Below are 26979 nucleotides of genomic sequence, written 5' to 3'. Positions count from 1 at the left end.
CAACAAGGTTGAGCAAAAGCGTCGACACTGTCGGGCTGACTGACCGCCTCCGCCCGATTGCCATGAGCTCCACCGCTTCGACGGCCCCACCCATACCCTCCACCTTGATGGTGCGCGAGCGCCTGCTGCTGTGGAGCCTGGCGGCCATCAACTTCACGCACATCGTCGACTTCATGGTGATGATGCCGCTGGGGCCGCAGCTCACCAAGCTCTTTCATGTGAGTGATGCCGAGTTCGGTTTGCTGGTCTCGGCGTATTCGCTGGCCGCCGGCCTGTCGGGCTTGCTGGTCTCCATGGTGATCGACCGTTTCGAGCGCAAGCGTGCGCTGCTGCTGGTGTACGCCGGCTTTGCGGTGGCCACGCTGGCCTGCGGCCTGGCGCCAAGCTATGGTGCCTTGTTGGCGGCGCGCGTGGCCGCCGGTGTGTTCGGCGGCGTGCTGGGCGCACTGGTGCAGACCATCGTGGGCGATGCCGTGCCTTTCGAGCGGCGCGGGCAGGCCATGGGGCTGGTGATGTCGGCGTTTTCGATGTCCACGGTGGCGGGGGTACCCCTGTCGCTGTGGATGGCCAGCCGCTGGGGTTGGCACATGCCTTTCTTTGCCATCACGGCGGCTTCGCTGGTCGTGCTGGTTGCGGCCTGGCGTTCGGTGCCCTTGCTGCGGGGGCACATGACCGGTGTATCGGCTCAGCCACCCATCACGCAACTCAAGCGCGTGCTGGCCGAGCCCAATCACTGGCGGGCGTTCGCGCTGTCCATGCTGATGCTCTCGGGCAGTTTCAGCATCATTCCCTACATCACGATCTACACGACCTCCAATGTGGGCCTGAGCCAGGAGCAGGTGCCCTATGTGTACTTCGCAGGCGGTGTGGCCACGCTGTTCACGGCCCGTCTGTGGGGACGCCTCACTGACCGCTGGGGCAAGGTCCTCATGTTCCGCGTCATCAGCGTGCTGGCCGTGCTGCCCATGCTGGCCCTGACCCATCTGCCCGTCGTGGCGCTGCCGGTGCTGCTGCTGGTGACCACGGCCTTCTTCGTGTTCGTCTCGGGGCGCATGGTGCCCGGCATGGCCTTGCTGACCGCGGCGCCCGAGCCCTCTGTGCGCGGCTCGTTCATGAGCGTCAACGGGGCCCTGCAATCGGCTGCCATGGGCGTGTCGGCCTGGGTGGGCGGCCTGATGATTTCACGCACGCCCGAAGGCCTGGTGCAGGGTTACGGCCGCGCCGGCTGGCTGGCCCTCGTGACCACGCTGATCATGGTCTGGTGGGTGGGCCGGCTGCGCCTGCATACACAGTCCGCCCCAGCCCGAGGGTGAGGGTTTGACAGGGGTTTTGAGCTGTCTCAAGCGATAGCGGGTTTTCTTCACGGCCCCCTCGACCTCCATACAAATACTGAGGCGATGCACTTGTCAGGCCGCGCCGACAGGCGCACACTGGCCTTCCGGTCGACGATTTTCAGCAATGAAATCGGTAGTGAAGCCGTAACAAAAATGCGGCTTTGCCGCTGGTTCGCCAGCCGGGTGTCTTCAACGCTTCTGCTCTCGAAAGGAGGCAGTATGAATTTGACGATCAGTGGCCACCACCTGGAAGTTACCCCTTCGCTGCGTGAGTATGTACTCACTAAGTTGGATCGAGTGACCCGTCATTTCGATCAAGTCGTGGACGTCAATGTCTTGCTAACCGTTGAAAAGCAAAAGGAAAAGGATCGCCGTCAAAAGGCCGAAGTCACTGTGCATGTGAAGGGTAAGGACATATTCGTCGAGACTTCTCACGAAGATCTGTACGCCGCCATTGATCAACTCATGGACAAGCTGGATCGTCAGGTCTGCCGCCACAAGGATCGCGTGCAGGACCACCATCACACATCCCACAAGCGTCAGGATTCGTCCTGGGACGCTATTCAATAAGCACGCGCTGCCGCCGCAAGCCTCAAACAGCGTGCTTGGTATGCCTGATTGCGGGTCGCCAGCGCAGGTAGACACCAAGTTAACGGCCCTTCGGGGCCGTTTTTCATGGGCTGACGCGAACCGATCGGACTAGAGTGGATTTCACCCGGGCATCGGGGTGTTCCGGGGCGTTTTGGGTAATTTGCCCCTTGCTGCGGTGCAGCAAAGGGTGCAGAATCCCTTAAATCGAGGGTTGGTGTGATAAGTCATCGCTGTCACGCTATCCCTATAATCCGCCCCTCATCCGTCCCGGTAGCCGGGGTCAAGGTGCTCGCCGTCACCCCTGCTTGAATCAAGATGAATCGACTATCAGCCATCCTTCCCGCCAGCCAGGTGCTGGTGGACGTGGACGCCAGCAGCAAGAAGCGGGTCTTCGAGCACGCTGGGCTGCTGTTCGAGAATCAGCACGCCATCGCCCGCGCCATCGTGACGGACAACCTGTTTGCCCGTGAGCGGCTGGGTTCGACCGGCCTGGGGCATGGCGTGGCCATCCCGCACGGCCGCATCAAGGGGTTGAAGAACCCGCTGGCCGCCGTCATCCGCCTGAGCCAGCCCATTCCTTTTGACGCGCCGGACGACGAGCCCGTCAACCTGCTGATCTTCCTGCTGGTGCCCGAAGCGGCCACCCAGCGTCACCTGGAAATCCTGTCCGAAATCGCCGAGTTGCTGTCTGACCGGGAGTTGCGCGAACGCCTCAAAACCGAGGGTGATGCGGCTCAGGTTCACGATTTGATCGAGCGTTGGCAGCCGCTGAAGTCGGTAGCCTAGTCTTTTCGGGCGTGGCTGGGGCATCATGAGATCCTGTCGTTAACCAAACAGATCACTCGTGAGCGTCAAAGATCTCGCCATCATCAGTGCCGAAGCGCTTTTCGAAGCCAACCGCGGGGCTTTGCGCTGGGAGTGGATCGCCGGGCACGCACACCCTGAGCGCCGTTTCGACGAAGAAGCCGTTCAAACCGCGCAGTCCGCCGCCGATCTGGTGGGCTACCTCAATTACATCCATCCTTACCGCGTCCAGATCGTGGGCCGGCGCGAGGCCGCCTATTTCTCGGGCTCGACTCCTGAGGACCAGGAGCGCCGCATCCAGCGCATCGTGACGCTGGAGCCGCCCGTGGTGGTGGTGGCAGACGCCCAGGCGCCCTCTGACAAGCTGGTGGCCATGTGTGGCCGAGCTGGCATCCCGCTGTTCGTCACCCAGGAGCCGGCCGGCCACGTCATCGACGTGCTGCGCAGCTACCTCACCCAGCATTTCGCCGAGCGCATCACGCGCCACGGCGTGTTCATGGACATCCTGGGTCTGGGCGTGCTGCTGACAGGTGAATCCGGCCTGGGCAAGAGCGAACTCGGGCTGGAATTGATCTCGCGTGGCCATGGCCTGGTGGCCGATGACGCCGTGGACCTGTTCCGCGTCTCGCGCACGGCCATCGAGGGCCGCTGCCCCGAGTTGCTGCTCAACCTGCTGGAAGTGCGCGGGATCGGCCTGCTGGACATCAAGGCCATCTTTGGTGAAACCGCGGTGCGCCGCAAGATGCGCCTCAAGCTCATCGTGCACCTGGTCCGCAAGGAAACCATGGAGCGCGAGTTCGAGCGCCTGCCTTACGAGCCCCTGTTCGAAGAGGTGATGGGCGTGCCCATCCGCAAGGCGGTGATCGCGGTGGACGCTGGCCGAAATCTGGCCGTGCTGGTGGAAGCTGCCGTGCGCAACACCGTGCTGCAACTGCGCGGCATCGACACCTACAAGGAATTCATCGAGCGCCACCAGCGCGCGATGGAGCGGGGCGGCAACTGAAGCGCTGCCCTTGGGGCTGACTTGGGCTGAGCCTCAGCGGCCGTTGGCCTTGCCGGCGCAGCCTTCACGTTCGCAGATCACGTACAGCGCCAGGGCGTGGTCCTGCAGTTTGTAGCCGCGTTCCTGGGCGATTTCCTGCTGACGGCGCTCGATTTCCGCGTCGTAAAACTCTTCCACCCGGCCACAGTTCACGCACACGAGGTGGTCGTGGTGCTTGCCCTCGTTGAGCTCGAACACGGCCTTGCCGGCTTCGCTGCCCGCCTCGAAATGGTTGCGCGACAAGATGCCGGCCTGCTCAAACTGCATCAACACACGGTAAACCGTGGCCAGGCCGATGTCCGAGCCCTCGGTGAGCAGGACCTTGTAGACGTCTTCGGCCGTCATGTGGCGCTGGGCGGCCGCCTGGAAAACTTCCAGGATCTTGATGCGAGGCAGGGTGGCTTTGAGCCCGCTGCTCTTGAGTTCTTCTGCGTGGGTCATGGGTGGAGGCTCCGGCTGCGGAGCAACCTTGATCGGCCCCCGCTAGAATGCCCAATGATATCGACATGGGCGAGACCTGTGAAATGGTCGGGCCTTGTCGCTGCGTGGCATTCGTGCTGCGCGGGTTGATTCCTGTTTTCCGCCCGCCTGCCCCGGGCACCAACCAAGCTGCTCATCCATGACGCTGAAACCCCTTCGCCGCGCTTTGTTCTGGCTGGCCCCCGTGGCCATGCTGTCGGCCTGCAGCAATTTGTCGCTGAGCAAGCCCGAGACGCTGTTCGGCCTGCTTGAGCCCTACAAGGTGGACGTGGTGCAGGGCAATGTGGTCACGCAGGAAATCATGGCGCAGATCCAGCCGGGCCTGGGCCGCATGCAGGTCAAGGAAATCCTGGGCACGCCCTTGCTGGCCGACCCCTTCCACACCGACCGCTGGGACTACGTCTTCACCATCCGCCGCCAGGGCGTGGCCGACCAGCAGCGCCGTGTCAGCGTGTTCTTCAAGAACGATGCGGTGGAGCGTTTTGACACCGAGCCGCTGCCCAGCGAGCGCGATTTCGTGGCCTCCATCGACAAGCCTGTCAAAGGCAAGGACGTGGAGAACCTGACGCCCGAGCAGATCGCCGCCTTGCCGGTGCCGCCCAAGAGCGACGTGGTCAAGACCGTGCCGCAAGGCGCTGTGCGCGCCTACCCGCCCCTGGAAGCCGGCAAGCGCTGAGCCCGAGCCGCATTTCCCCCAGATTCAACTGCTTCACCGAGATTTGACTGCATGAGCACCGCCGCCAACGCCAGCCCCGTCCACCAGATTGCCATTGCCGGTGCCTCCGGCCGCATGGGCCGCATGTTGATCGAGGCCGTGCACAACGCCGCTGACGCCCAACTCGCTGGCGCGCTGGACATCGCAGCCAGTCCTGCTGTCGGTGCCGATGCCACGGCCTTTCTGGGCGCCAACAGCGGTGTCGCCATCACGGCCGACCTGCGTGCCGGCCTGAAGAACGCGCGCTACCTGATCGACTTCACCCGCCCTGAAGGCACCATGGAACACCTGCGCGTGTGCCGTGAACTGGGCGTCAAGATGATCATCGGCACCACCGGCTTCACCGATGCCCAGAAGGCCGAGATCCAGGATGCCGCACGTGACATCAGCATCATGATGTCGCCCAATATGGCCGTGGGCGTGAACGTGGTCTTCAAGCTGCTGGAGCAGGCTGCCAAGGCGCTCAAGGAAGGCTACGACATCGAGATCATCGAAGCACACCACCGCCACAAGGTGGACGCGCCCAGCGGCACCGCCCTGAAGATGGGCGAGATTGTGGCCGAAGGCGTGGGCCGCAACCTGCAGGAATGCGCGGTCTACGGCCGCGAAGGCGTGACCGGCGAGCGCGACCCCAGCACCATCGGCTTTGCCACCGTGCGTGGCGGCGACATCGTGGGCGACCACACCGTGCTGTTTGCCGGCATTGGCGAACGCATCGAGATCACGCACAAGTCCTCCAGCCGCGCCACGTATGCCCAGGGCAGCCTGCGTGCCGTGCGTTTCCTGTCGCACCAACCCCATGGCCTGTTCGGCATGGACGATGTGCTGGGCCTGAAGTAATCCAACAAGGACGCGGCATGGGTGGTTTGACGCAGTATTGGGAGCAGGGTGACGCGATCGGGCGTGCGGTGGCAATCATGCTGCTGCTGATGTCGATCAGCGCCTGGGTGGTGATCTTCTGGAAGGGCTGGCTGCTCAAGCGGGCCCGCCGTGACCTCACGCTGGGCGTGCAGGCTTTCTGGCAGTCGCCCGACATGGTCTCGGCCCGTCAGACCTTGCAGGGGCTGGACCGCGAAGGCGTGCTGCTGCCGCTGGTGGATGCCGTGAGCGAGCCGGCCACTGCGGGTACGCTGGAGGCCCGCGCCTTGCCTGAGGCCCAATTGACACGCCGCCTGCGCGACAGCCTGCATGGCGTGCTGGCGCGCCTGCAGGTGGGGCAGGTGCTGCTGGCCTCGGTGGGGGCCGTGTCGCCCTTCGTGGGCCTGTTTGGCACCGTCTGGGGCATCTACCACGCCATGATGGGCATCGCCACCGAAGGTTCGGTCAGCCTGGACAAGGTGGCAGGCCCGGTGGGCGAGGCGCTGATCATGACCGCCGCCGGCCTGGCCGTGGCCATCCCGGCCGTGCTGGCCTACAACATCTTTGGCAAGTACGTGTCGGCCTGCGAGGCCGATCTGGAAGGCTTTGCCCACGACCTGCGCGAAGCCCTGCTGGGCGCGCAAGCCCGCGACTGAGCAAGCAAGTAAGGAACGGCCATGGCATTCGGGCGTCTGGAGCGACCACAGGGCAGCCAGCCCATGAGCGAGATCAACATGACGCCGCTGATCGACGTCATGTTGGTGCTGCTGGTCATCTTCATGCTGACCGCGCCCTTGATGACGTCCAAGCTCAAGCTGGATCTGCCCAAGGCGGATGCCCCGCCTGCGCCGCAGAACAACCAGACGGTGCTGGCCGTGGCCTTGACGGGCGACGGCGCGGTGCACCTGGACGATCAGGACAGCTCGCTGGAGGCCGTGGCCAGGCAGGCCACCGAGCTGGCCAAGCGGCGCCGCGACACCGAGGTGCAACTGCGTGCCGACAAGGGCGTGCCCTATGGGCGCGTGGCCGAGCTGATCGGCGTGTTGCAGAAGGCGGGGCTCAACCGCATCGCCTTCGTGACCGAAGCGCCGGGTGCTGCGGCTGCGGCCGCGTCGAAATAACAAGCCATCTTAAAGCGCGCCAGCGTGCGCCAAGGCATCGCCCTGTCTGTTGTTGGGGCAGATGTCGGGTCTGATGTCGGCCGCGAACGACAAGGGGCCACAAGCCTTGCATTTCGCTGCGCCAGGCCCGATGGCCGCGCGCACAATGGTCTGCAAGTTGACTGTTGGTCAGGATCCCTAGATGGCAGCCCCGAAGTTCCCCACCCAGCGATTCGACAACGCGCAGGCCGCGCTGGATCACGTGACGCGCCTGTACGACTCGCAAATTGCCTACCTGCGTGATGCGCTCCAGCGCTTTGTGGCCGGCGACAAGCTCAAGGGCCATGTGCGCGCCAAGTACCCCTTTGTGCGCATCCACACCGACACGGTGGCCCGCGCGGACTCCCGCTTGTCCTATGGCTTTGTGGCCGGGCCCGGCACCTACGAGACCACGCTGACGCGCCCCGATCTGTTCGCCGACTATTACCGTGACCAGTTCGACCTGCTGCTGGCCAATCACGGCGTGTCCATCGAGGTGGGCCTGGGGGCCGATCCGATCCCCGTGCACTTCAGCCTGGCCGAACACCAGCACCTGGAAGGCAGCATGTCGGCCGAGCGCCGTTTGCTGCTGCGTGATCGCTTCGACTTGCCTGACCTGGCATCGATGGACGACGGCATTGCCAATGGCACCTACGAGACACGCGGCGGCGCGCCCCGGCCGCTGTCCTTGTTCACCGCACCGCGTGTGGATTACTCGCTGCACCGCCTGCGCCACTACACCGGCACCTCGCCCGAGCACTTCCAGAACTTCGTGCTGTTCACGAACTACCAGTTCTACATCGACGAGTTCGTGCGCATGGGCCACGAGTTGATGCGCCGCGCGCCCGACCCGAAGAACCCGCGCGACGACGACGACTGCATCGCTTTTGTCGAGCCGGGCAACGTGATCACGCGGCGCGTCGGGCAGTCTGTCGAGGCCGCGGATGCACTGGGTTCGGTGCCGCCACGCCTGCCACAGATGCCCGCCTACCACCTGATCCGCAAGGACCGCAGTGGCATCACCATGGTCAACATCGGGGTGGGGCCGGCCAATGCCAAGACGGCGACCGACCACATCGCGGTCTTGCGTCCGCATGCCTGGATCATGCTGGGACACTGTGCGGGCCTGCGCAACACGCAGCAACTGGGGGACTATGTGCTCGCGCACGGTTATGTCCGTGAGGACCACGTGCTCGACGAGGATCTGCCTTTGTGGGTCCCCATCCCGCCGCTGGCCGAAATCCAGCTCGCGCTGGAAGGGGCGGTGGCCGACGTGACCCAGCTGCATGGCTACGAGCTCAAGCGCATCATGCGCACGGGCACGGTGGCGTCGACCGACAACCGCAACTGGGAGTTGCTGCCGCAGCGTGAACCCGAGCGCCGCTTCAGCCAGAGCCGTGCGGTGGCGCTGGACATGGAGAGCGCGACCATTGCGGCCAACGGCTTCCGCTTCCGTGTGCCTTACGGGACGCTGCTGTGCGTGAGCGACAAGCCGCTGCACGGCGAGTTGAAGCTGCCGGGCATGGCCAACCAGTTCTACCGCGAGCGGGTAGACCAGCATCTGCGCATTGGCTTGCGCGCCATTGAGCGTTTAAGGGCCAATATGGCTGGTCAACTGCACAGCCGTAAGCTGCGCAGTTTCGCCGAGGTGGCGTTCCAATAAAGGCTAACCAGTTCTGGTTGACTTGGCTGCGCGGCGCTGACCGGTTTACCCAGGGTCAGGCCGCGTGACAGGCTGCTGGCAGGCTCGTGGAGCGCGGCTGCAGCCTGTTCTCAAGCGTTCAGGCAGCGGCGGCCAGAACGGGGGCTTCAGCGACGGGCACAGGGGCCACTTCGCGGCGAATCTGTTCGCCAGCCAGGTCTTCTGCAACGCGCAGGTCGTAGGCCGTTTGCAGGTCCATCCAGTACTGAGGCGTGGTGCCAAAGAAGCGGGCCAGACGCAGGGCCGAGTCGGGGCTGATGCCACGGCGTTCGCGCACGATGTCGTTCACACGGGGTGCCGGTACGTGCAGGCGAATGGCCAGACCGCTGGCCGACAGGCCATGTTGTTCCATGAACTTGGCACGCAGGATGGCGCCGGGATGCACAGCTTGTGAATTGCTCATAGGACTAAGGGTTTTTCATAGATACTGGTCCGATCGTATGAGGTTTGTCTCATTTAGATTGTCAAAACTTAGACAATTACACGCAATTCATCTAACCATTTCGGGGTATTGCGGGTAAACACTGAGTCCATTTACCGTTTGACGAAACCATGGCGCGCCGAACCGAATCCACGCCGCTGACCTTGTTGCCAGCGCTCAAATCCCATCTCTGGTTTGCCAGTTGCCCTGCACCTTTTCAGCAGGCCCTGGTCGAGCGTTCGCGCCTGTGGCACATCGGGCCGGGCGAGATCCTCTTTTCACGCGGCGAGGCGCAAGACAGCCTGTGCTGCGTGGTGGCGGGGGCCTTGAAGCTGGGGTCCATCAACCCCAAGGATGGCTCGCACCATTTGACGATGTACGTGGAGCCTTATCACTGGTTCGGCGAGGTCTCGATGATCGATGGCCTGCCGCGCAGCCAGGACGCGATCGCCGATACCGACAGCACCGTCATGGTCGTGAGCGGCCCGCTGTTGATGGAGTGGCTGGCCGAGCACCCCGAGAACTGGCGTGATCTGGCGCGCCTGGCCTGCGCCAAGCTGCGCCTGATCCTCACGGCCATTGAAGACAATGCCTCGCTGTCCATCGAGCAGCAGGTGGCGCGGCGGCTGCTGTTTTCGGCCACGAATTTCGGGCAGTCCACCAACCCCAGCGTGCGCCGGCGTGTGCGCTTGCCGCAGGAGTACCTGGCGCGCATGCTGGGGGTGTCGCGCCAGACGATCAACAAGTCGCTGCGTGCGCTGGAGCGCGAACGCGTGCTGGCCTTGCACTACGCCGAGATCGAGATTGTCGACATGGCGGCGCTGGTGACCAAGGCCGGGGCGATCAACCCCGGTTTGCCCTACCCGATGCCTGACACCGATGCGGACATCAAGGGCTGACCGAGCTGGTGTGCGAATCGGCGGGCATCAGCGCTCGGCAGGCATCAGCGTGCGGCGCGCGGCTTGACTTTGGCGGCGGCGGTGCGGGCCTTCTGGCGGGCGGCATCCACGGTGGCATCGGTGGCCAAGGCCACGCCCATGCGGCGTTTGACGAAGCTCTCGGGCTTGCCGAACAGGCGCAGGTCGGTGCCGGGCTCGGACAGCGCCTCGGCCACACCGTCGAACACGACGTCCTGCGTGTCCACCCCGCCGTAGATCACGGCCGAAGCGCCAGGGGCGCGCAAGCGGGTGTCCACCGGCAGGCCCAGGATGGCGCGCGCATGCAGTTCAAACTCGCTTTGCACCTGCGTGGACAGCGTGACCAGGCCGGTGTCGTGCGGGCGTGGGCTGACTTCGCTGAACCAGACCTGGTCGCCCTTGACGAACAACTCGACGCCGAAGAGGCCCTGGCCGCCGAGGTTGTCGGTCACGGCCTTGGCGATCTCGCGGGCCTTGGCCAGGGCCTGGGCGCTCATGGGGTGGGGCTGCCAGCTCTCGACATAGTCGCCGCTGACCTGCAGGTGGCCGATGGGTTCGCAGAAATACGTCGCGACCTGGCCTTGCGTGGCACCTTGGCCGGCTGCGCGCACGGTCAGCAGCGTGATCTCGTAGTCGAAATCGATGAAGCCTTCGACGATGACGCGCCCGTGACTGACGCGGCCACCGGCCATGGCGTAGTCCCAGGCCTTGTCGACATCGGCCGGGCCGTCGATCTTGCTCTGGCCTTTGCCCGATGAGCTCATCACCGGTTTGACGATGCAGGGGTAGCCGATGCCTGGCCCGTTCTCGCCAGCGATCGCGGCTTGCAACTCGGCCAGCGAGTCGCAGAACCGATAGGGGCTGGTGGGCAGGCCCAGGGTCTCGGCGGCCAGGCGGCGGATGCCTTCGCGGTCCATGGTCAGGCGGGCGGCGCGGGCCGTCGGGATGACGCGCACCACGCCCTGGGCTTCGAGTTCTTCCAGCACCGGCGTGGCAATGGCCTCGATTTCGGGCACGACCAGATGGGGGCGCTCGGCCTCGATGAGAGCGCGCAGTTGGGCCGGGTCGCTCATGGTGATGGTGCGCGCGTGGTGGGCCACCTGCTGGCCGGGCGCGTGCTCATAACGGTCCACGGCGATGGTTTCGACACCCAGGCGTTGCAAGGCGATGAGGACTTCCTTGCCCAGCTCGCCCGCGCCCAGCAGCATGACCCGTGCGGCGGAGGGGGACAGGGGGGTGCCAAGCGGCAGCGTCTGGACGGGCTGGGTCATGATGGGTTGGCGTGCAGTGGTTGAGACAAGGCCTTGATTGTCAGGCCTGATGGGGGGCAGGCGAGATCAGGCGCTCAGCGGCAGGCTCACCGAGAAGCAACTGCCCTGGCCGACCTCGCTGCGCAGGCTCACTTCGCCACCCAGGCGCTCGACCAGGCGCTTGACCACGGTCAGGCCCAGGCCGGAGCCCTCTACGTTGCCGGCACGCTGGTCATCCAGGCGCACATAGGGCTCGAAGATGCGCTGCTGGTCTGGCGGCGGGATGCCGATGCCGGTGTCGATGACCTCGATGCGTGCGGTGGCGTCGTGGGTGTCGTCCAAGCCGACACGCACCGTGATGCGCCCGCTGACCGTGTACTTGAGGGCATTGGTGATCAGGTTGGACAGGATCTGCCTGACGCGGCCGCCATCGGTCCAGACATGGTGCAAGGCCAGTACGTCTTGCTGCGGCCACTCGCACACGATGTCCAGGCGCTTGCTTTGCGCTTGCGGCAGGTAGGTGTCGCAGACCTCTTGCGCCAGGGCGGGCAGGTCGACCGAGGCCGTCTGCAATTGCCAGGCGGGGTTCTCCAGCCGCGTGTACTCGGTGACGTCGCGCAGATGGGTGTCGAGTTGGGAGGCCGCCGTGCGGATGCGGTCAACGGCCCGCCGCTCGGGCGGGGTCTGGGCCTTGAGTGCCAGCAAGTCGATCGAGCCGAGCATGGCCTGCAGGGGGCTGCGGATCTCGTGCGAGAGCATGGCCAGGAAACGTTCCTTGCTTTGATGCGAGGCCAGCTCGGTGGCGCGCAAGCGCCCTTTGAGCGCCGTGATGTAGTGCAGGGCCACGATGCAGGCGGGCTGCGCGACCAGCAGGACCATCCAGACGTGGGCGTTCATGGCCGCTTGGGGGGGCAAGCTGCTTCTGGGTGCCAGGCCATACTGAAAGAGGTACAGGCCCAGCAGCCCGGCGTAGTGCAGCCAGCAGATCAGGTTGGCGCCACGCTGGAGGGCCACGAAGGCGCCGATGTAGAACACGGGCATGAACTGTGAGCCCGAGGCCAGCTTGAACAAACCAGTGGCGGTGGTGTCCTGAGCCGCCATGTACACGCCGCCCAGGATGTAGAGGCTGGTGGGCACAAGCGCGGTGAAGATGATGGTGTTCATGCGCTCGGGAAACCGCCACAAGCACCAGGCAGTCAGCCCATACAAAGCCGACATGATCGGCACGCCGATGCGGTCCCAGGGGTTGGTCAGGCCATGAAAGGAGAGGTAGGCCGCACCCATGCACACCAAGGTGCAGAGCCAGAAGACGATGCGCGTTTCATCTCGCGCAGGCGGCTGTGATGACAAGGTGGCGTCAACCATGCGGGTGGTGCAGCCGATCCAGGCTGCTCTGGATGGCAGCAGTCAGTACAGCGGGGCGCACGGGCTTTTCAAAGAAGGTGACGCCCTGGGTGCGCAAGATGGTGGCCAGTGTGGCTTCCGAGGCGGAGCCGTCCCGCAACTGCCCGGTGAGCAGCACGATGGGGGCCTCGGGTTGTTCGCGGCGGATGCGCTCGACCAGGGCTTGCGAGGTCTGGCCGCCCCCCAGGATCAGGTCCACGACGAAGGCATCGTGGTCGGTGAGGGGCTGCGCCAGCAGGTCTTCCGAGCGGGTGTAGGCATGGGCGTCGTAGCCGACTTCGTTGAACCAGTCGGTCAGCGCGTCGGCCGAGCCGATGTCATCGTCCAGCACGGCGATGCGCGCGCGCACCTGCTCGCTCTGGTTGCGCCATTGCAGTTGCGCGACGGCATAGTGCGGCCCCCGGAAGGCTTCTTGTTGCAACCTGGCCTGGCCTGTGACCTGCCAACCCTCCAGCGGATGGTGGAAGGCCACCAGGCCCTGGCAGGACGATGCGGCCTCTTCGGTGCACAAGGGGCCGAGTTCGATATCGCAGGGCAGGCGCTGCTCGTCCATCAACAGGGTGGCCGGGTAGGTGGTGACCGGTTTGGCGTGGCCGGTTGCGGGGGGCTGCAGGCCTGACCGCAAACCAGCGGACAGTGCCGTGTCGATGCTTTCGCCAAAGTGCTGGCAGATGGCCCTGACCTCGTCGAACAGCCAGACGGCTCCGCGCAGCTTGCGGCGTGCCTGGCTGACCGAAATCGCGCAAATTTGCGCGATTTCGGTGGCCTGGTGCCGGCTCGGTACACCATGGCGCTCCAGCAGGCCAGACAGGCAGGCACTGACCCAGGAAGGGCTCTCCTCAGAAGGAAAGCCGCTGTGATCCTTGTCAAGGTCTGCGTCCATGATGGTGATGTGGGGCAACAATCAGGTCGATCTGATGGGTGAAAAAAACTTCACTTTTGCGCGAAAGCGTCAAATATGACCGATACAATGTATTGTGCGCTGAAAACACAACACGATCCATGGCGCCGCTCAGGGAATTTTTATGATTTCGATGCTGGTGACAGCTTCGAACAGCCAGGCTCCTGGTGGCTTGTCCACGAAGGGATCCGGCTGGTGCTTTCGGGCTTTTTCAAACCACCTCTCGGGGTGGTTTTTTCATGGGCGCGTCGCCAAGTGCGCCCAGCGCCGCTGAATGCCTTGATGATGGGCACCTAGCCCCATCACCTCCCCGTCGCCTCATGAACACGCCCACCCGCCGCATCGGCATCATGGCCGCCATGCCCGAAGAGTTGCAAGCCTTGCTTGACGTCATGCCCGACGAAAGCATGGAGCGCCGGGCCGGGCGCGAATTCTGGGTTGGCCATCTGCATGGCCGCGAGGTGGTGGCCGTGCTGTCACGCATCGGCAAGGTCGCCGCGGCCACGACCACCACGGTGCTCTTGAGCAGTTATGGGGTGGACCAGGTCATCTTCACGGGCGTGGCCGGCGGCCTGGGCGAGGGCGTGCGGGTGGGCGACGTGGTCGTGGCCGATGCACTGATCCAGCACGACATGGATGCCTCGCCCCTGTTCCCGCGTTTCGAGTTGCCGGGCCTGGGGCTGGCCACCTTGTCGCCGCCTGCCACGCTGACCACCGCGGTGCGCGACACCGTCGAGCAGGTGCTCAGCCCCGCCTCGCTGGCGGCCGGTGGTGCGCTGGCCGATGTGCATCTGGAGGCGCTGGGCCTGTCGCAGCCCCGTGTGCACCAGGGCCTCATCATCAGCGGCGACCAGTTCATCCACTCGGCGCAGACCTGCCGCGCCTTGACGCAAGCCTTGCCGGCCGCGCTGGCCGTCGAGATGGAAGGGCGGCCGTGGCCCAGGTCTGCCATGACTTCGGCGTGCCCTATGCCGTGATCCGCACGATCTCGGACCGCGCCGATGACGACGCCCACATCGACTTCCCCCGCTTCATCGACGCCGTGGCCCGGCACTATTCACTGGCCATCGTCGAAGCCTTGTTGCGCAGGGGTTGACCAGCCTTGATTTCGATCAGGTCTGGCGCTTAAGCTGTGGCCTGAGCTTGGCCTTACCCGGAGACACGATATGGAGCGCTACGCGTCCTTCAGCGCCTTCTACCCTTTCTACCTCTCGCAGCATCAGGACCAGACCTGCCGGCGCCTGCACGTGGTCGGGTCCACGCTGGTGTTGACGGTCTTGATCTGGGCCATCGTCACGCAGACCTGGTCCGGGCTCTTGCTGTTGCCGGTGCTGGGCTATGGCTTTGCCTGGGTGGGCCACTTCCACTTCGAGCACAACAAGCCCGCAACCTTCACCTACCCGCTCTACAGCCTGATGGGGGACTGGGTGATGTGGTGGCAGACGCTGACCGGCAAGCTGCCGCTCTGATCACCATCTGATCACAAGGACAGCGAGAGCACCTGGTTGCGCCCGGCCTGTTTGGCCTTGTATAGCGCAGAGTCCGCGGCGGCGATCAGATCCTGCTCCTGCACGCCTTCGCGGGCGCGGCAGCTGACCACGCCGATGCTGGTGGTGACCACCGGCGCCGTGGCAGAGGCCTCGTGCCGGATGCCCAGCTTGATGATGGCTTCGCGGATGCGCTCGGCCGCCTGGTGCGCTGTGTCCTTGTCGGCGCCGGGCAGCACGGCGATGAACTCTTCGCCACCATAGCGGGCCACCAGATCGCCCGGGCGGCGCAGGCTGTCCTGCATGGCATGGGCCACCTGCATCAGGCACTGGTCGCCCACAGGGTGGCCATAACGGTCGTTGTATTGCTTGAAGTGGTCCACGTCCAGCATGAGCACGGCCACCGGCGCCTGATCGTACTGGGCGCGCTGCCAGGTCTGTTCCAGGTATTGCTGAAAGTGCCGGCGGTTGAACAGGCCGGTGAGGGTGTCCATGCGCGAGAGCTGCTGCAGGCGTTGCTGCACCTCGCCCAGGTCCTGCAGCAGGTGCTTGCTGCGCAGCGACAGCAGGTACTGGCGCCGCTCATCCCGCTCCAGCGCGTAGTTGGACATCAAGGTGAAGATCATGGTCGCACCGATGAGCATGGCCATGGGCAGACTCAACCGAGGGTTGAAGGCCGGCACCATCATCACCCCGCCGATGTGGATGAGGTACACCGTCAGCGAGAAAGCCACGGCATACCAGAAGCGCAGGCGCTGCACCATGTTGCCGTACATGATCACCACCATCAGGCCGACGTGGTAGTACTGGCTGGTGGTCGCGTGGCTGTTGGACAGGATGTAGGCCAGGCAGGCCGCAGCGAATGAGCCACTGACCAGCACCAGGCACTCGCCCACGAGGGTGGAGGTCTGGGGCGACATGCTGTGGCGCTTGAGCCAGACGCTCAACAGGGCGATGACCGCAAAGGGGGTGAACAAGCCTACTCTGATCTTCACGGCCAGCCAGAACACGTCGGGGGCCATGAGGTAGTCCACCAGCAAAAAGCCGTTGAACACGAAGAGCGACAGCAAGCCGCTGAGCAGGAAATAGCGCAGCCTGCGGGCCGCGCTGTCGTTGACGAACTGGTGCTCCAGCGCGGCGGGGAAGCGCAGCCAGGACAGGGTCTTGTCAAACTGCTCGGTGGCGGCGGCCACGTCCTCCCGGCTGGTGTGGCCAGTGGGTTGCACGGTGCGGCGTGCGGGTGGCAGGGCGCGGCTGAAGGTGCTCACGAGTGGGGCGCCTCCTGCAGCGTGCAGGCCTGGTTGCGACCACGGGACTTGGCTTTGTAGAGGGCGTCGTCAGCCTGTTTCAACAAGCTGGGGATGTCGGCCTGATCGGCGTCTGCGCGCAGGCAGGCCACGCCGATGCTCACGGTGACCCAGGGCTGGACGGGTGAGGTTTCATGGGGGCGTTGCAGGCGCCAGACAGCCTCACGCACGCGCTCGGCAGCGGCCATGGCTTCGGGCAGGGAGGTCTTGCTCAGGACAGCGATGAACTCTTCACCCCCAAAGCGCGCCAGCAGGTCACCGGGCTTGCGCAGGTGGCGGCTCATGGTGGCGGCTACCTCCTTGAGGCAGGCGTCGCCCACGGGGTGGCCGTAGTGGTCGTTGTAGAGCTTGAAGTGGTCGATGTCCATCATGAGCAGGGCCACGTCCTGCCCGTCCTGGCGGGCGCGTGCCCAGACCTGCGCAAGGAACTCGTCGAAGTGGCGGCGGTTGGCGATCTCGGTCAAGGGGTCGAAGCGGGTGAGCTGGTCCAGGCGCTGGTTGCCGGTTTCCAGCTTCTCAAGCAGCAGGTGCTCGTGCTGCAACATCAACCAGTTGGTGCGCTCTTCGTGCTCCAGCCAGTAGCTGCCATACAGGGTGAACACGATCGTGGAGACCATGACCAGCGCCGTGCCCGTCATCACCGGGACGTTGGGGTGCGGGAGATTCAGCACGGCCAAGGCAAACAGGGCCAGGACCACCAGGTCGATCAACAGGGCCGGCCAGAAGCGGATGCGCTCGACGCCGCCGTTGAACAGCGCGATCAGGCTCAGGCTGACCAGATAGGGGGCCGCCAGCACGTCGGTGCTGCTCATGCACAGATAAATGATGATGCAGGCGGCCACCAGGCCCTTGATCAGCCCAACCCATTCACGCCATGCTGGGCGCACCTTGTGCCACAGCGCGGCGGCCAAACCCAGCAAGGGCGCAAAAACCAGCAGGCGCAAGGTGAGGGCATCGCGGAAGCGGTCGGGCACCATCATCCAGTCGGCCATCAGCAAGCCGCTGGACAGGATGATGGACATCAGCGCGCCGGTGCGCATCTGCACCAGTTGCTCGGGCGCCTTGTCGGACTGGAAGTGCGCCTCCACGGATGGCGGAAAGCGCAAAAAGGGAAAGCCTTGCTGCTGCACCGCTTCGAACGTGCTCGTTGACATGGGCGCCGCCACGTCCAGCCCTTGCGGGGACGGTGTCGGGGGCGCCAGCGGTGTCGATGAAGCCAGATTGATCATGCCAATGCGGTGCTTGCGCATTTTGCGCACGCGGTTTGCATATTTTCGGCTTCATCCGCAAGACCTTGACGCGGTCCGTTTCACGGGGAGGCATTTGCCGCGTGACGCAATGCACAGGCGTTGGTGGCTGGTGCCTGCTGGGCGGCTGCCCAGACAGGAAAAAACCCCCGGTGTGGCCTGCACAGCGGGGGCTTGTCGGAGGCCGGGGTCAACCGGTCATCGCGCAGTGGGTCTCAGAACGGAATGTCATCATCCATGTCATCAAAGCCGGTAGACGACTTGGGTGCAGGCGCTGGGGCAGCCGGGCGCTGGGCTGCGGCAGGGCGGGCAGCCGGGCGGCTCGGTGCGGACGGGGCTTCCTGATTGAAGTCGTCACCACCACCCTGGTTGCCACCGCCGTAGCCGCCACCACCGCCACCACCGCCACCCTCACGGCCACCCAGCAGTTGCATCTGCTCGGCCACGATTTCGGTGGTGTAGTTGTCCTTGCCGTCCTTGTCCTGCCACTTGCGGGTCTTCAGGCGGCCTTCCACGTACACGGGGCGGCCCTTTTTCAGGTATTCACCGGCGATTTCTGCCAGGCGGTCGTAAAACACCACGCGGTGCCATTCGGTTTCCTCAACCTTGTCGCCGCTGTTCTTGTCCTTCCAGTTGCGCGTGGTGGCAACGGAGACATTACAGACGGCTGCGCCATTGGGGGTGTAGCGCACTTCGGGGTCGCGACCCAGGTTGCCGATGAGGATGACTTTGTTGATGGAGGCCATGGCCTGATTCCTGAAAGCTGAAGGTTGGTTAAATAAGGGTGCCGTTAGTTAGCAGCGCGATTATCACCGGTCTCAGGATCAGGCCTTTCCCTCGGGGGAGGGCGCACCGTCGGGGGTGTCACATGGCGGGAAATCCGCCCTGCGCTGGTCAGCCCAGCTTGAAGCGGGAGGCCTGTTCCGCCAGCTTCAGGCTCTGGCGTCGCAACACCTTGGCGGCGTGCGCCACCTGGGTGACCAGGGTGCTGGTCTTGTCGCAGTTGTCGTTGACCAAGGCCAGCGTGGTGGTCATGTGCTCGGCGTTGCGCTGGCCTTCGTCGGTGACCTTGGCCAGCTTGGCCAGGATGCGTCCCATGTCCTTGACATTGGACTCGGTCGAGCGCACGGCCTCGACCGTGCCTTTGGCGATTTCCTGGCCTTGCGCGATCTCGTTGGTGGAGTCGCCCACCACCTTGCTGATCTGGGCGGCGGCGTCAGACACGCGTTGTGCGAGGCCGCGCACCTCGCTGGCCACCACGGCAAAGCCTTTGCCTGAGACGCCGGCCTTGGCCGCTTCCACCGAGGCGTTGAGCGCCAGCAGGTTGGTCTGGAAGGCAATGCCGTCGATCAGGCTGACGATCTTGCCGATCTCGCGGCTGCGGTCCTGCAGCTTGTCGATCACACCCGCCAGGTTGGTCATGGCCCGGCGGCTGCGGCCGGCGTCGGCGGTGACGTCCTTGGCGCGGTCTACCGCTTCGGCGACACACTGCTGGTTGGCCTCCAGGTACTGCAGGGTGGCGACGATGCCCTGCTGCAGCCCTTCCATGGCCACCGTGGCGTCCTGAATGCGTTGCGACAGGTCTTCGCTGGCGATGGAGATGTCGCCGGATGCGTGCGAGACCGACGACACGCCGCGGCGGACCACCGTGAACAGGTCAGCCAGGCGGGACAAGGACGCGCGCAGGCTGCGCAGCGTGTCGGCGACTTCGTCGTCCCCGCGGGCCAGTGCCCGGCCTGTCAGATCACCTCGCGCCATGCGCTCTACCTCGGACTGGATGAGCTGCATGCCGCCCCGCATCACCCGCGAGAACGCCGTCATGGCGTAGGCCGCCAGCAGCACGCCGAAGATCGCCGTGCCACCCAGCCAGGTGAGGCGTTGGCGGATGTGGGCTTCATCGGCCGTCAAGGCGGTATCGAGTTGCGCCATGCAGGTCTCGCGCATTTGCTGCACCTGCTTGTGCAAGGCCAGGGTCGTCTGTGCCGCTTGGGCCTCGTCGAGCGGGGCTGCGGCATCCAGCGCAAAGGCGCGCGTCTCTTTGGCCAGCAGGCTGGTATCGGTGAACAGGGCTTCATGGCCGCTGACGCAGGCCGACCCAGCCGGGGTCCGGATGCGCGCGGCGTGCTGTTTGACCCCATCGAGCGTTTCGCGTAACTCGTGGACGCTCAGCAGCGTGGCTTCCGCCGCAGCGGCATGCCGTTCGGGGCGGGTGCTCAAGAGATGCAGCTGGCTGTGCAAATCGTAGAGGGCCTCATCCAGGTTGGGCAGCAGCTCGGTGGCCAGTTCGCTGACCAGGTGCACGTGCTGGTTGGCGCTCACGGCCAGTTGCGCGCCATCGCTGACGACATTGCTCAAGGCTTTGGCCTGGGCAATGAACTGGCTGTACATCGCGGCGCGGGTCTGGCCAGAGGGGGGCTCGTTGAGCTTGACGTAGGCGCCGCTCAGCGCTTGCCAGGCCTCGGCTGCGCCGAATCTGTTGCCGATCTGATCTTGCAGGGCGGCCAAATCGAGGTAGCTGGCCTCGATGTCCCGAGCCAGGGCCTCTTCGGCAGCCTTGTCCTGGCCGTCCTGGGGGTGCGCCAGCGCAGCGCGCAAGGGCATCACCGTGGTGACCAGTTTGTCCACATGGTGGATGTAGAGCCAGCCTTGACGATGCGATTGCGCATCGCGGTAGTGCTGCCATTGGTCGCTCAGCTGTGTGCTGATGACGAGGGCGGCCGGCACGGCGAAGGCGGCGGCCACCAGCAAGGTCTTGTAGCGAAAGTCCACATCCCGCATGAGGCGCACCAACGGGGCGAGCGCACCGTGGTAGCGGAAGTACTCCTGCAAGGATGCCCGCCATTCACTCCGGCGCCAGCGCGCCATGCGCAGCCCCCACAGGGGCGTCAGCTTGCTTGAGTGCGACATGGGCGGGTTCCTGATGCGAACGAACGGGCGAGGACGACCCCTCGCAGGCTTGCGGTGTGTCTATATCGGGCCGCAGGGTGGATTGTTGAGAGTCGGGCAACAGGTAACAAGTGATAAATGCGCGTCTATCCCGGCTTTATTGCACGCATGGACCCGGGGGTGTTCCCTCAACAATGAGGTCAGCGAGTCGAAGACCGGCAGTACCTCTCGATTTCTAAACCAGGCAGTTCTTCCCGGTATGTGAGCATGGCATCTAACCCTCCCACGGATCAGACTCAGCAAGATGCGTCTGCTGTCGCCTTGCCAAAAGGCAGCTGGGCGCCTGCAGTGGTGTCGTCCTGCCTGGTGATGCTGGTGGCGCAAGCTGCAACGTGGACGGATCTCAGCCCGCTGGTGAGCGGTGGGCTGGGCGCATTTGTCACCTTGCTCCTGATGCGGATCATGACCCGCACGCCGGTGGATGGCGGCGCCAGGTTGACCTCGAGCGCGCCATTGGTGGGTGAGGTGCTGCCTGTCTGGCGGCGCCAGATCGAGAGCGCGCGCAACCACTCGGAAGAAAGCGTGGGCGCCATCCTGGCTTCGTTTGGCTCGATCTCGGAGCGCCTGGACCAGGCCATCCAGATGACGCAGGGCAGCCAGAACAGGTTGAGCCATTGCAGCGCCGATGAGCTCGTGCAGCGCAATGAAGCGGCCGTCGAGCAGATGCTCCAGCCCTTGCGACAGGCCATCACGGCACGCGATCAGGTCTACGCCAAGCTGGACATGCTCAGCGAGGCCATGAGTGATCTGCGCCAGATCGCATTGCAGATCAAGCAACTGGCCAGGCGCACCAATATGGTGGCGCTCAATGCCTCGGTGGAAGCCAGCCGCGCCGGTGAGCGCGGCAGTGGCTTTGCGGTGGTGGCCCAGGAGGTGCGCCAGTTGGCAACCCAGTCCGGCGACGCGGCCAACAAGATGATGTCGCGCACCAATACCGTCGACCTGGAGCTGCAGGCCCTGCGCAACCAGGCCGCCACGCACGACAGCAGCGACGAAGCCTTGCGCGATGAAGCCGGTGCCAACGCCCGTGCCGTGATCAGCGGCCTGCTACAGAGCCTGGGCGACATGGACCGATCCTCGCGCGAGCTGCAGGAGGCCGGTGCCGCTGTTTCTGCCGAGTTCGAGAGCGTGCTGATGAGTTTTCAGACGCAAGACAGGCTCAGCCAGATGCTGACCTGTGTGACCGATGACATCAATCGCCTGACGCAATGGTTGGAGCAGGGTGGTGATCTGAGTGCGACGCAAGCCGGCGAATGGCTGGCAAGGCTGGACGAGAGCTACACGATGGAAGAGCAGCGTTCAGAACACCATGGCAACACTTCCATCCAGCGGGAAACCGCAGTCGAGTTTTTCTAAAGGGACTCATCATCATGAGCAAGACCATTCTCATCATCGACGACTCCGGCAGCTTCCGCCAGGTGGTCAAGATGGCCCTTCAAAAGGCGAGCTACGAGGTCGTCGAGGCGGTAGACGGCATGGATGCGTGCGCGAAGCTGGATGGGCGCAAGCTCAACCTGATCGTGTGTGACGTGAACATGCCGCGCATGGACGGCCTGAGCTTCGTCAAGCACCTCAAGACCACGAACTACAAGTTCACGCCCGTGATCATGCTGACCACCGAGTCCCAGGAGGCCAAGAAGGCCGAGGGGCGCGCGGCTGGCGTGCGGGCCTGGGTGACCAAACCCTTCCAGCCTTCGCAGCTGGTGGATGCGGTGGCCAAGCTGTGCGCGGCCTGAGCCTGATCAAAGGACGCCACCATGAGCGACACCACAACGGCCTGCCTGACAGGTGAGTGGACGATCCACGCCATTGCCCAGCACCGGGAAGCCATGCTGGCGCTGGTCAATGACGGGATCGTTGCCTTCGATGCCTCTGGCATCACGGACATGGACACCGCCGGCCTGCAGTTGTTGTTGTCAGCCCAGCGCAGCGTGGCCCAGTTGGGTCAGGAGCTGCTCCTGGTGCACCCCAGCTCCGCCGTCAAGGGCTTGCTGCAAGCCTACGGCCTGGACATGACGTTGCAGCCGGTGTCTCTCGAGGAGGCCTTGTCATGAGCCAGATTGATCCCAGCGACGAGGAGATCCTGGCGGCGGCCAGAGCAGGCTTTCTGGATGAGGCGCGCGACATGCTGCGCCAGTTCGAAGAGTCCTTGCTGGGCCTGGATGTCGACCCGGATGACCAGGAGATCCTGAACTCGGCGTTTCGTGCGGCCCACACCATCAAGGGCACGGCCGGCCTGTTCGGTTGCGACCGTGTGGTCGCGTTCACGCACGACGTGGAGACCTTGCTGGAGGCCGTGCGCTCGGGCCAGTACCAGCTCAATGATGAAGCGATGGCACTGCTGCTGAGCAGCCGCGACCAGATCGAGGCCTTGCTGGGTGATGTCGAGTCCGCCACCGGTGACCCGGATCTGCAGGCCCTCAGCCAGGAGCTGAGCGCCGACCTGCGCGCCCTGCTGGGCGGCGACGGGGCGGTGGCCAGCGCCGAGGCCGAAGCGCCGATTGCGCTCGGATCTGACAACGACGGCGGCCTGTGGCGCATCTGGGTGCAGTTCGGGCGCGATGCCCTGCGCAGTGGCCTGGACCCGGTGTCCTTCCTGCGCTACCTGGGCACACAAGGCACGGTGCGCAAGGTGCGCGTGCTGGCCGAGCAGGTGCCCGATCTGCAGACACTGGATGCCGAAGACTGCCACATCGGCTTTGAGGCCGAATACGAAACCACCGGGGACCGCGAGGCCATTGCCAGCGTCTTCGAATTTGCAGCGGACGATTGCGAACTGCACATCGACCCCTTGAGCACCGCGCACACACCGCATCAGGCGAGCGCGCTGTCCGCGCTGGCAAAGGCCGTGGTGGACGTGGCTGCGGACATCGATGATGCCCAAGCCGAGGCGGTGAGCGAGGCACAGCCCGCGGACCGCCGCCACAACCCGGGTGACCGCCGCAAGGCGCAACGTGACCGCCGTGGTGAAGAAACCCGCTTTGTGCGTGTGCAGGCCGACAAGCTCGACCGCCTGATCGACCTGGTGGGTGAGCTGGTGATCGCCAGCTCGGGCGCCCAGTTGGTGGCCCAGCAAGAAGGCTCCAGCACCTTTGCCGAGGCCGCCTTGCGCATCCGCACCCTGGTCGAGTCTGCCCGTGATGGCGCACTGGCCCTGCGCATGGTGCCCATCGGCGAGACCTTTGCGCGCTTCCACCGCGTGGTGCGCGATGTGAGCAAGACCCTGGGCAAGCAGGTGGACCTGCAGATCACCGGCGCGGACACCGAGCTGGACAAGTCCATGGTTGAGGTGATCGCCGACCCGCTGATGCACCTGGTGCGCAACAGCCTGGACCATGGCCTGGAAACCACCGAGGAGCGCATCGCCGCCGGCAAGCCCGAGCGTGGCGTGATCGCCCTGCATGCCTACCACGAAGGTGGCCAGGTCATGATCGAGGTGACCGACGATGGCCGCGGCCTCAACCGCGAACGCATCTTCAAGAAGGCCGTCGAGCGCGGCCTGGTGCGGGCCGACCAACAGATGTCCGACCATGAGGTTGACCAACTGATCTGCGCCCCGGGCTTCTCGACTGCCGACCAGGTCACCGACATCTCGGGCCGTGGCGTGGGCATGGACGTGGTCAAGCGCAGCATCGAATCCCTGCGCGGCCAGATGCAACTGGCCAGCGAATGGGGCCGGGGCACCACCACCCAGATCCGCCTGCCGCTGACCCTGGCCATCATCGATGGCTTCCTCACCAGCGTGGGGGGCACGTATTACGTCCTGCCCATGGAGATCGTCTCGGAATGCATCGAGGTGCCGCCTGAATGCGCGGACAGCCCCGAGACCGGGGTGGGCTACTTCAACCTGCGCGGCGAAGTGCTGCCCTACTTTGACGTGGCCTTGCTGCACAAGGTCCAGCCGGTGCCAAACGGGCGCCGCAGCCTGGTCGTGGCACGCGATGGCAGCACCCAGATCGGCCTGATCGTCGACAGATTGCACGGCGAGTACCAGACCGTGATCAAACCGCTGAGCAGCCTCTTTCGGCACCTGCGCGCCATTGCGGGCTCGACCATCCTCGGGTCGGGCGACGTGGCCCTGGTGCTGGATGTGCCCGCCCTGGTCAGCTATGCAGTGGAAGCCACCCGGCCGGGCGGCAGCGGGCGCACACCCTTCAGCTTGTACGCAAGCAACCCCATCGAGCAGGTTCAGCACAACAGCTGATCGCCCGCCCCAAGCCACTCCTCCGAACGCCATCCTCACCGCCAGCACACAGGGACCTCACCATGCGCACCAACCTTCCCATCACCCAGCAAGAGTATGTGCTCCGCGACGGGGCGACCATCGTCTCCCGCACGGACCTCAAGGGCAAGATCACCTACATCAACGACGACTTCCTGGAAGCCAGCGGCTTCACGCAGGCCGAGTTGATCGGGCAGCCGCACAACCTGGTGCGTCACCCCGACATGCCCGAAGAAGCCTTTGCCGATTTGTGGAAGACGCTGCAGGCGGGCAAGCCCTGGACGGGCATGGTCAAGAACCGTCGCAAGAATGGCGATCACTATTGGGTGGTGGCCAACGCCACGCCCGTGCGGGAAGGCAACTCGGTGACGGGCTTTATGTCCGTGCGCACACGCCCCACGCGTGAGCAGGTCGAAGCGGCCGATGCGCTCTACAGGATGTTCAAAGAGGGCAAGGCGCAAGGCTGGGCCATCGTGGAAGGCCAGGGCGTGCGCACCGGTGGGCTGGCGCGTTTGAACGTGATCAGCCATGTCTGGCATAACGCCGGCATCGGCAGCAAGGTGGCCATGCTGGGTGGCCTGTCGGCACTGACGGCGGGGGGCGCGGTGTGCGCGGCCTTGCATCCGGGGCTGGCCACGGTGGCTGCACCGGTGCTCACCGGTCTGCTGACGCTGGTGGGGGGGGTGTCGCTGTCCTCGCGTCTCAACAAGCTGTTGACGGCGGCCGAGTCGCACCTGGAACGTTATGGCCAGGGGAGTTTCGACGGCATCGTCGAATCCAGTGGCAATGACCAGGCCGCCTCCATGATGCGTTCGCTCAAGCGGGTACAGACCCGCCTGGGCTTCGAGTTTGCCGATACCAAAAAGCGTGCCGATGCCACGGCCCGTATCCAGCAGGCACTGGATGTGGCCGCCACCAACATGATGGTGGCCGATGCCGACTACAACATCATCTACACCAACGCCTCGCTCAACGAGATGCTCAAGGTGGCCGAGGCCGACATCCGCAAGGACCTGCCCCGCTTTGAGGCCGCGCGGGTGCTGGGCACCAACATCGACGAGTTCCACAAGAACCCGGCGCACCAGCGCGGCATGCTGGACCGCCTGAACCAGACCCACAAGACGCGCCTGAACCTGGGTGGCCGCAAGTTCGACCTGATCGTCAACCCGATCAACGGCGACGGTGGCAAGCGCCTGGGCATGGTGGTTGAGTGGAAGGACATGACCAATGAGCTGGCCGCGCTGGAGCGCGAGCAGAAGCTGGCCGCCGAGAACGCGCGCGTCAGGCAGGCGCTGGACACCTGCTCGACCAATGTGATGATTGCCGATGCCGACGGCAACATCGTCTACACGAACACCTCGGTGGTGGCGATGATGCGCCGCAACGAGGCCGAGTTGCGCAAATCGCTGCCGCAGTTTGATGCCAGCCGCATCGTGGGCAGCAACTTTGACAGCTTCCACAAGAACCCGGCTCACCAGCGCAACCTGCTGGGCGGCCTCAAGAGCGAGTACAAGACCCAGATCAAGGTCGAGAAGCTGACCTTCGCACTGACGGCCAACCCGATCAACGACGATCAAGGTAACCGTCTGGGCACCGTGGTCGAGTGGAAGGACCGCACGGCCGAAGTGGCCGCCGAAGGCGAGATCAGCACGCTGGTGGAAGGCGCCACGCAGGGCGACTTCTCGCAGCGCATGGTGCTCGAAGGCAAGGAGCCCTTCTTCCGCCTGATGGGCGAGAAGTTCAACGAGCTGATCGACACGGTGAGCAAGACCATCGTCGAGGTGCGCGTGGCGGCAGAGCAGCTGACCTCGGCCGCGGGCCAGGTGTCAGAGACCTCGCAATCGCTGTCGCAATCGGCTGCCTCGCAGGCCGCCAGCGTGGAAGAGACCAGCGCCTCGCTGCAGGAGATGGCCGCGTCCGTCAAGCAGAACGCCGACAGCGCCATGGTGACCGACGGCATGGCCACCAAGGCCGCCCAGGAGGCCATCGATGGTGGCGAGGCCGTGACCCGCACGGTGGACGCCATGAAGGCGATCGCCCAGAAGATTTCCATCATCGACGACATCGCCTACCAGACCAACCTCCTGGCCCTGAACGCCGCCATCGAGGCGGGCCGGGCCGGGGAGCACGGCAAGGGCTTCGCCGTGGTGGCCGCGGAAGTGCGCAAGCTGGCCGAGCGCAGCCAGGTGGCCGCCGAGGAAATCAGCCGGCT

General features: G+C 64.8%; 26 protein-coding genes and 1 pseudogene. 18 read left to right on the top strand and 9 right to left on the bottom strand.

Annotated features, from left to right (window positions below; genetic code table 11):
• Positions 1 to 62 precede the first annotated feature (62 nt).
• The 4 genes from HY019_RS10240 to hprK all read left to right on the top strand — a co-directional run bounded on the left by HY019_RS10240 (position 63) and on the right by hprK (position 3732).
• Positions 63 to 1313 (top strand): MFS transporter, encoded by a 1251-nt coding sequence (locus HY019_RS10240; RefSeq protein WP_290691622.1) that lies wholly within the window; start codon positions 63 to 65, stop codon positions 1311 to 1313.
• Between the two features lie 240 nt (positions 1314 to 1553).
• A complete protein-coding gene (raiA, locus tag HY019_RS10235) occupies positions 1554 to 1904 on the top strand; it encodes a ribosome-associated translation inhibitor RaiA (RefSeq protein ID WP_290692024.1) in 351 nt (116 codons plus the stop codon).
• Between the two features lie 336 nt (positions 1905 to 2240).
• Positions 2241 to 2711 (top strand): PTS sugar transporter subunit IIA, encoded by a 471-nt coding sequence (locus tag HY019_RS10230; protein WP_290691620.1) that lies wholly within the window; start codon positions 2241 to 2243, stop codon positions 2709 to 2711.
• A gap of 58 nt (positions 2712 to 2769) precedes the next feature.
• A complete protein-coding gene (gene hprK / locus HY019_RS10225) occupies positions 2770 to 3732 on the top strand; it encodes an HPr(Ser) kinase/phosphatase (protein WP_290691618.1) in 963 nt (320 codons plus the stop codon).
• Positions 3733 to 3765: 33 nt separating this feature from the next.
• Here hprK and fur read toward each other — a convergent pair whose 3' ends face one another.
• On the bottom strand, positions 3766 to 4212 hold the full coding sequence (gene fur, locus HY019_RS10220; RefSeq protein WP_290691614.1) for a ferric iron uptake transcriptional regulator: 447 nt from the start codon (positions 4210 to 4212) through the stop codon (positions 3766 to 3768).
• 178 nt (positions 4213 to 4390) lie between these two features.
• Between fur and bamE the strand changes: the two genes are divergently transcribed.
• The 5 genes from bamE (at position 4391) to HY019_RS10195 (ending at position 8626) form a co-directional block, all read left to right on the top strand.
• The gene (bamE, locus tag HY019_RS10215; RefSeq protein ID WP_290691612.1) at positions 4391 to 4927 is read left to right on the top strand and encodes an outer membrane protein assembly factor BamE; all 537 of its coding nucleotides are present in this window, start codon (positions 4391 to 4393) and stop codon (positions 4925 to 4927) included.
• Between the two features lie 51 nt (positions 4928 to 4978).
• Entirely contained in the window at positions 4979 to 5806 is an 828-nt protein-coding gene (dapB, locus tag HY019_RS10210) for a 4-hydroxy-tetrahydrodipicolinate reductase (protein ID WP_290691610.1), read from the top strand.
• 17 nt (positions 5807 to 5823) lie between these two features.
• On the top strand, positions 5824 to 6480 hold the full coding sequence (locus HY019_RS10205) for a MotA/TolQ/ExbB proton channel family protein (RefSeq protein ID WP_290691608.1): 657 nt from the start codon (positions 5824 to 5826) through the stop codon (positions 6478 to 6480).
• A 21-nt stretch (positions 6481 to 6501) separates the two neighbouring features.
• Complete coding sequence (locus tag HY019_RS10200) at positions 6502 to 6945, top strand: biopolymer transporter ExbD (protein ID WP_290691606.1); 444 nt, start codon at positions 6502 to 6504, stop codon at positions 6943 to 6945.
• Positions 6946 to 7126: 181 nt separating this feature from the next.
• Positions 7127 to 8626 carry an AMP nucleosidase gene (locus HY019_RS10195; protein ID WP_290691604.1) on the top strand — a complete coding sequence of 500 codons (1500 nt, stop codon included), beginning with the start codon at positions 7127 to 7129 and terminating at the stop codon, positions 8624 to 8626.
• Positions 8627 to 8744: 118 nt separating this feature from the next.
• Here the strand turns inward: HY019_RS10195 and HY019_RS10190 are convergent, their stop codons facing one another.
• Positions 8745 to 9068 (bottom strand): HigA family addiction module antitoxin, encoded by a 324-nt coding sequence (locus HY019_RS10190; RefSeq protein ID WP_290691602.1) that lies wholly within the window; start codon positions 9066 to 9068, stop codon positions 8745 to 8747.
• 149 nt (positions 9069 to 9217) lie between these two features.
• Between HY019_RS10190 and HY019_RS10185 the strand changes: the two genes are divergently transcribed.
• Positions 9218 to 9985 (top strand): Crp/Fnr family transcriptional regulator, encoded by a 768-nt coding sequence (locus HY019_RS10185; RefSeq protein WP_290691600.1) that lies wholly within the window; start codon positions 9218 to 9220, stop codon positions 9983 to 9985.
• A 44-nt stretch (positions 9986 to 10029) separates the two neighbouring features.
• Here HY019_RS10185 and purT read toward each other — a convergent pair whose 3' ends face one another.
• The 3 genes from purT to HY019_RS10170 all read right to left on the bottom strand — a co-directional run bounded on the left by purT (position 10030) and on the right by HY019_RS10170 (position 13540).
• On the bottom strand, positions 10030 to 11274 hold the full coding sequence (gene purT / locus HY019_RS10180) for a formate-dependent phosphoribosylglycinamide formyltransferase (RefSeq protein WP_290691597.1): 1245 nt from the start codon (positions 11272 to 11274) through the stop codon (positions 10030 to 10032).
• A 66-nt stretch (positions 11275 to 11340) separates the two neighbouring features.
• A complete protein-coding gene (locus HY019_RS10175; protein ID WP_290691593.1) occupies positions 11341 to 12618 on the bottom strand; it encodes a HAMP domain-containing sensor histidine kinase in 1278 nt (425 codons plus the stop codon).
• Positions 12611 to 13540, bottom strand: a complete 930-nt coding sequence (locus HY019_RS10170) for a helix-turn-helix domain-containing protein (protein ID WP_290691591.1) — start codon at positions 13538 to 13540, stop codon at positions 12611 to 12613. Before HY019_RS10170 ends, HY019_RS10175 begins: the two co-directional genes overlap by 8 nt.
• 75 nt (positions 13541 to 13615) lie before the next feature.
• On the opposite strand from HY019_RS10170, the gene HY019_RS10165 reads away from it, so the two are divergent.
• The 3 genes and pseudogenes from HY019_RS10165 to HY019_RS10155 all read left to right on the top strand — a co-directional run bounded on the left by HY019_RS10165 (position 13616) and on the right by HY019_RS10155 (position 15027).
• The gene (locus HY019_RS10165) at positions 13616 to 13855 is read left to right on the top strand and encodes a hypothetical protein (RefSeq protein WP_290691589.1); all 240 of its coding nucleotides are present in this window, start codon (positions 13616 to 13618) and stop codon (positions 13853 to 13855) included.
• A pseudogene (locus HY019_RS10160) lies at positions 13798 to 14654 on the top strand (5'-methylthioadenosine/adenosylhomocysteine nucleosidase). Before HY019_RS10165 ends, HY019_RS10160 begins: the two are co-directional and overlap by 58 nt.
• 70 nt (positions 14655 to 14724) lie before the next feature.
• Complete coding sequence (locus tag HY019_RS10155) at positions 14725 to 15027, top strand: DUF962 domain-containing protein (protein ID WP_290691586.1); 303 nt, start codon at positions 14725 to 14727, stop codon at positions 15025 to 15027.
• Positions 15028 to 15038: 11 nt separating this feature from the next.
• On the opposite strand, the gene HY019_RS10150 is transcribed toward HY019_RS10155, so the two are convergent.
• The 4 genes from HY019_RS10150 to HY019_RS10135 all read right to left on the bottom strand — a co-directional run bounded on the left by HY019_RS10150 (position 15039) and on the right by HY019_RS10135 (position 20506).
• Positions 15039 to 16313, bottom strand: a complete 1275-nt coding sequence (locus HY019_RS10150) for a diguanylate cyclase (RefSeq protein WP_290691584.1) — start codon at positions 16311 to 16313, stop codon at positions 15039 to 15041.
• The gene (locus HY019_RS10145; protein WP_290692022.1) at positions 16310 to 17602 is read right to left on the bottom strand and encodes a diguanylate cyclase; all 1293 of its coding nucleotides are present in this window, start codon (positions 17600 to 17602) and stop codon (positions 16310 to 16312) included. Before HY019_RS10145 ends, HY019_RS10150 begins: the two co-directional genes overlap by 4 nt.
• A 212-nt stretch (positions 17603 to 17814) precedes the next feature.
• On the bottom strand, positions 17815 to 18345 hold the full coding sequence (gene ssb, locus HY019_RS10140; RefSeq protein ID WP_290691582.1) for a single-stranded DNA-binding protein: 531 nt from the start codon (positions 18343 to 18345) through the stop codon (positions 17815 to 17817).
• A gap of 148 nt (positions 18346 to 18493) precedes the next feature.
• Positions 18494 to 20506, bottom strand: coding sequence for a methyl-accepting chemotaxis protein (locus HY019_RS10135; protein WP_290691579.1), 2013 nt, complete (start codon positions 20504 to 20506; stop codon positions 18494 to 18496).
• Positions 20507 to 20752: 246 nt separating this feature from the next.
• Here HY019_RS10135 and HY019_RS10130 point away from each other — a divergent pair, with 246 nt between their 5' ends.
• From HY019_RS10130 to HY019_RS21540, 5 genes are all read left to right on the top strand, one after another.
• Positions 20753 to 21901, top strand: a complete 1149-nt coding sequence (locus HY019_RS10130) for a methyl-accepting chemotaxis protein (protein WP_290691576.1) — start codon at positions 20753 to 20755, stop codon at positions 21899 to 21901.
• A 14-nt stretch (positions 21902 to 21915) separates the two neighbouring features.
• Positions 21916 to 22281: a response regulator gene (locus HY019_RS10125; RefSeq protein ID WP_290691572.1), complete on the top strand. Its 366-nt coding sequence runs from the start codon at positions 21916 to 21918 to the stop codon at positions 22279 to 22281.
• 21 nt (positions 22282 to 22302) lie between these two features.
• Positions 22303 to 22599 carry an STAS domain-containing protein gene (locus tag HY019_RS10120; RefSeq protein ID WP_290691570.1) on the top strand — a complete coding sequence of 99 codons (297 nt, stop codon included), beginning with the start codon at positions 22303 to 22305 and terminating at the stop codon, positions 22597 to 22599.
• Positions 22596 to 24749, top strand: a complete 2154-nt coding sequence (locus HY019_RS10115) for a chemotaxis protein CheA (protein ID WP_290691567.1) — start codon at positions 22596 to 22598, stop codon at positions 24747 to 24749. Before HY019_RS10120 ends, HY019_RS10115 begins: the two co-directional genes overlap by 4 nt.
• A 62-nt stretch (positions 24750 to 24811) precedes the next feature.
• A partial coding sequence (locus HY019_RS21540; RefSeq protein WP_363302669.1) for a methyl-accepting chemotaxis protein occupies positions 24812 to 26979 on the top strand: 2168 nt, incomplete at its 3' end.

This window comes from Aquabacterium sp., assembly GCF_016195855.1.
Taxonomy (GTDB): domain Bacteria; phylum Pseudomonadota; class Gammaproteobacteria; order Burkholderiales; family Burkholderiaceae_C; genus Aquabacterium.
This window is presented reverse-complemented; position numbering and strand designations above follow the sequence as displayed.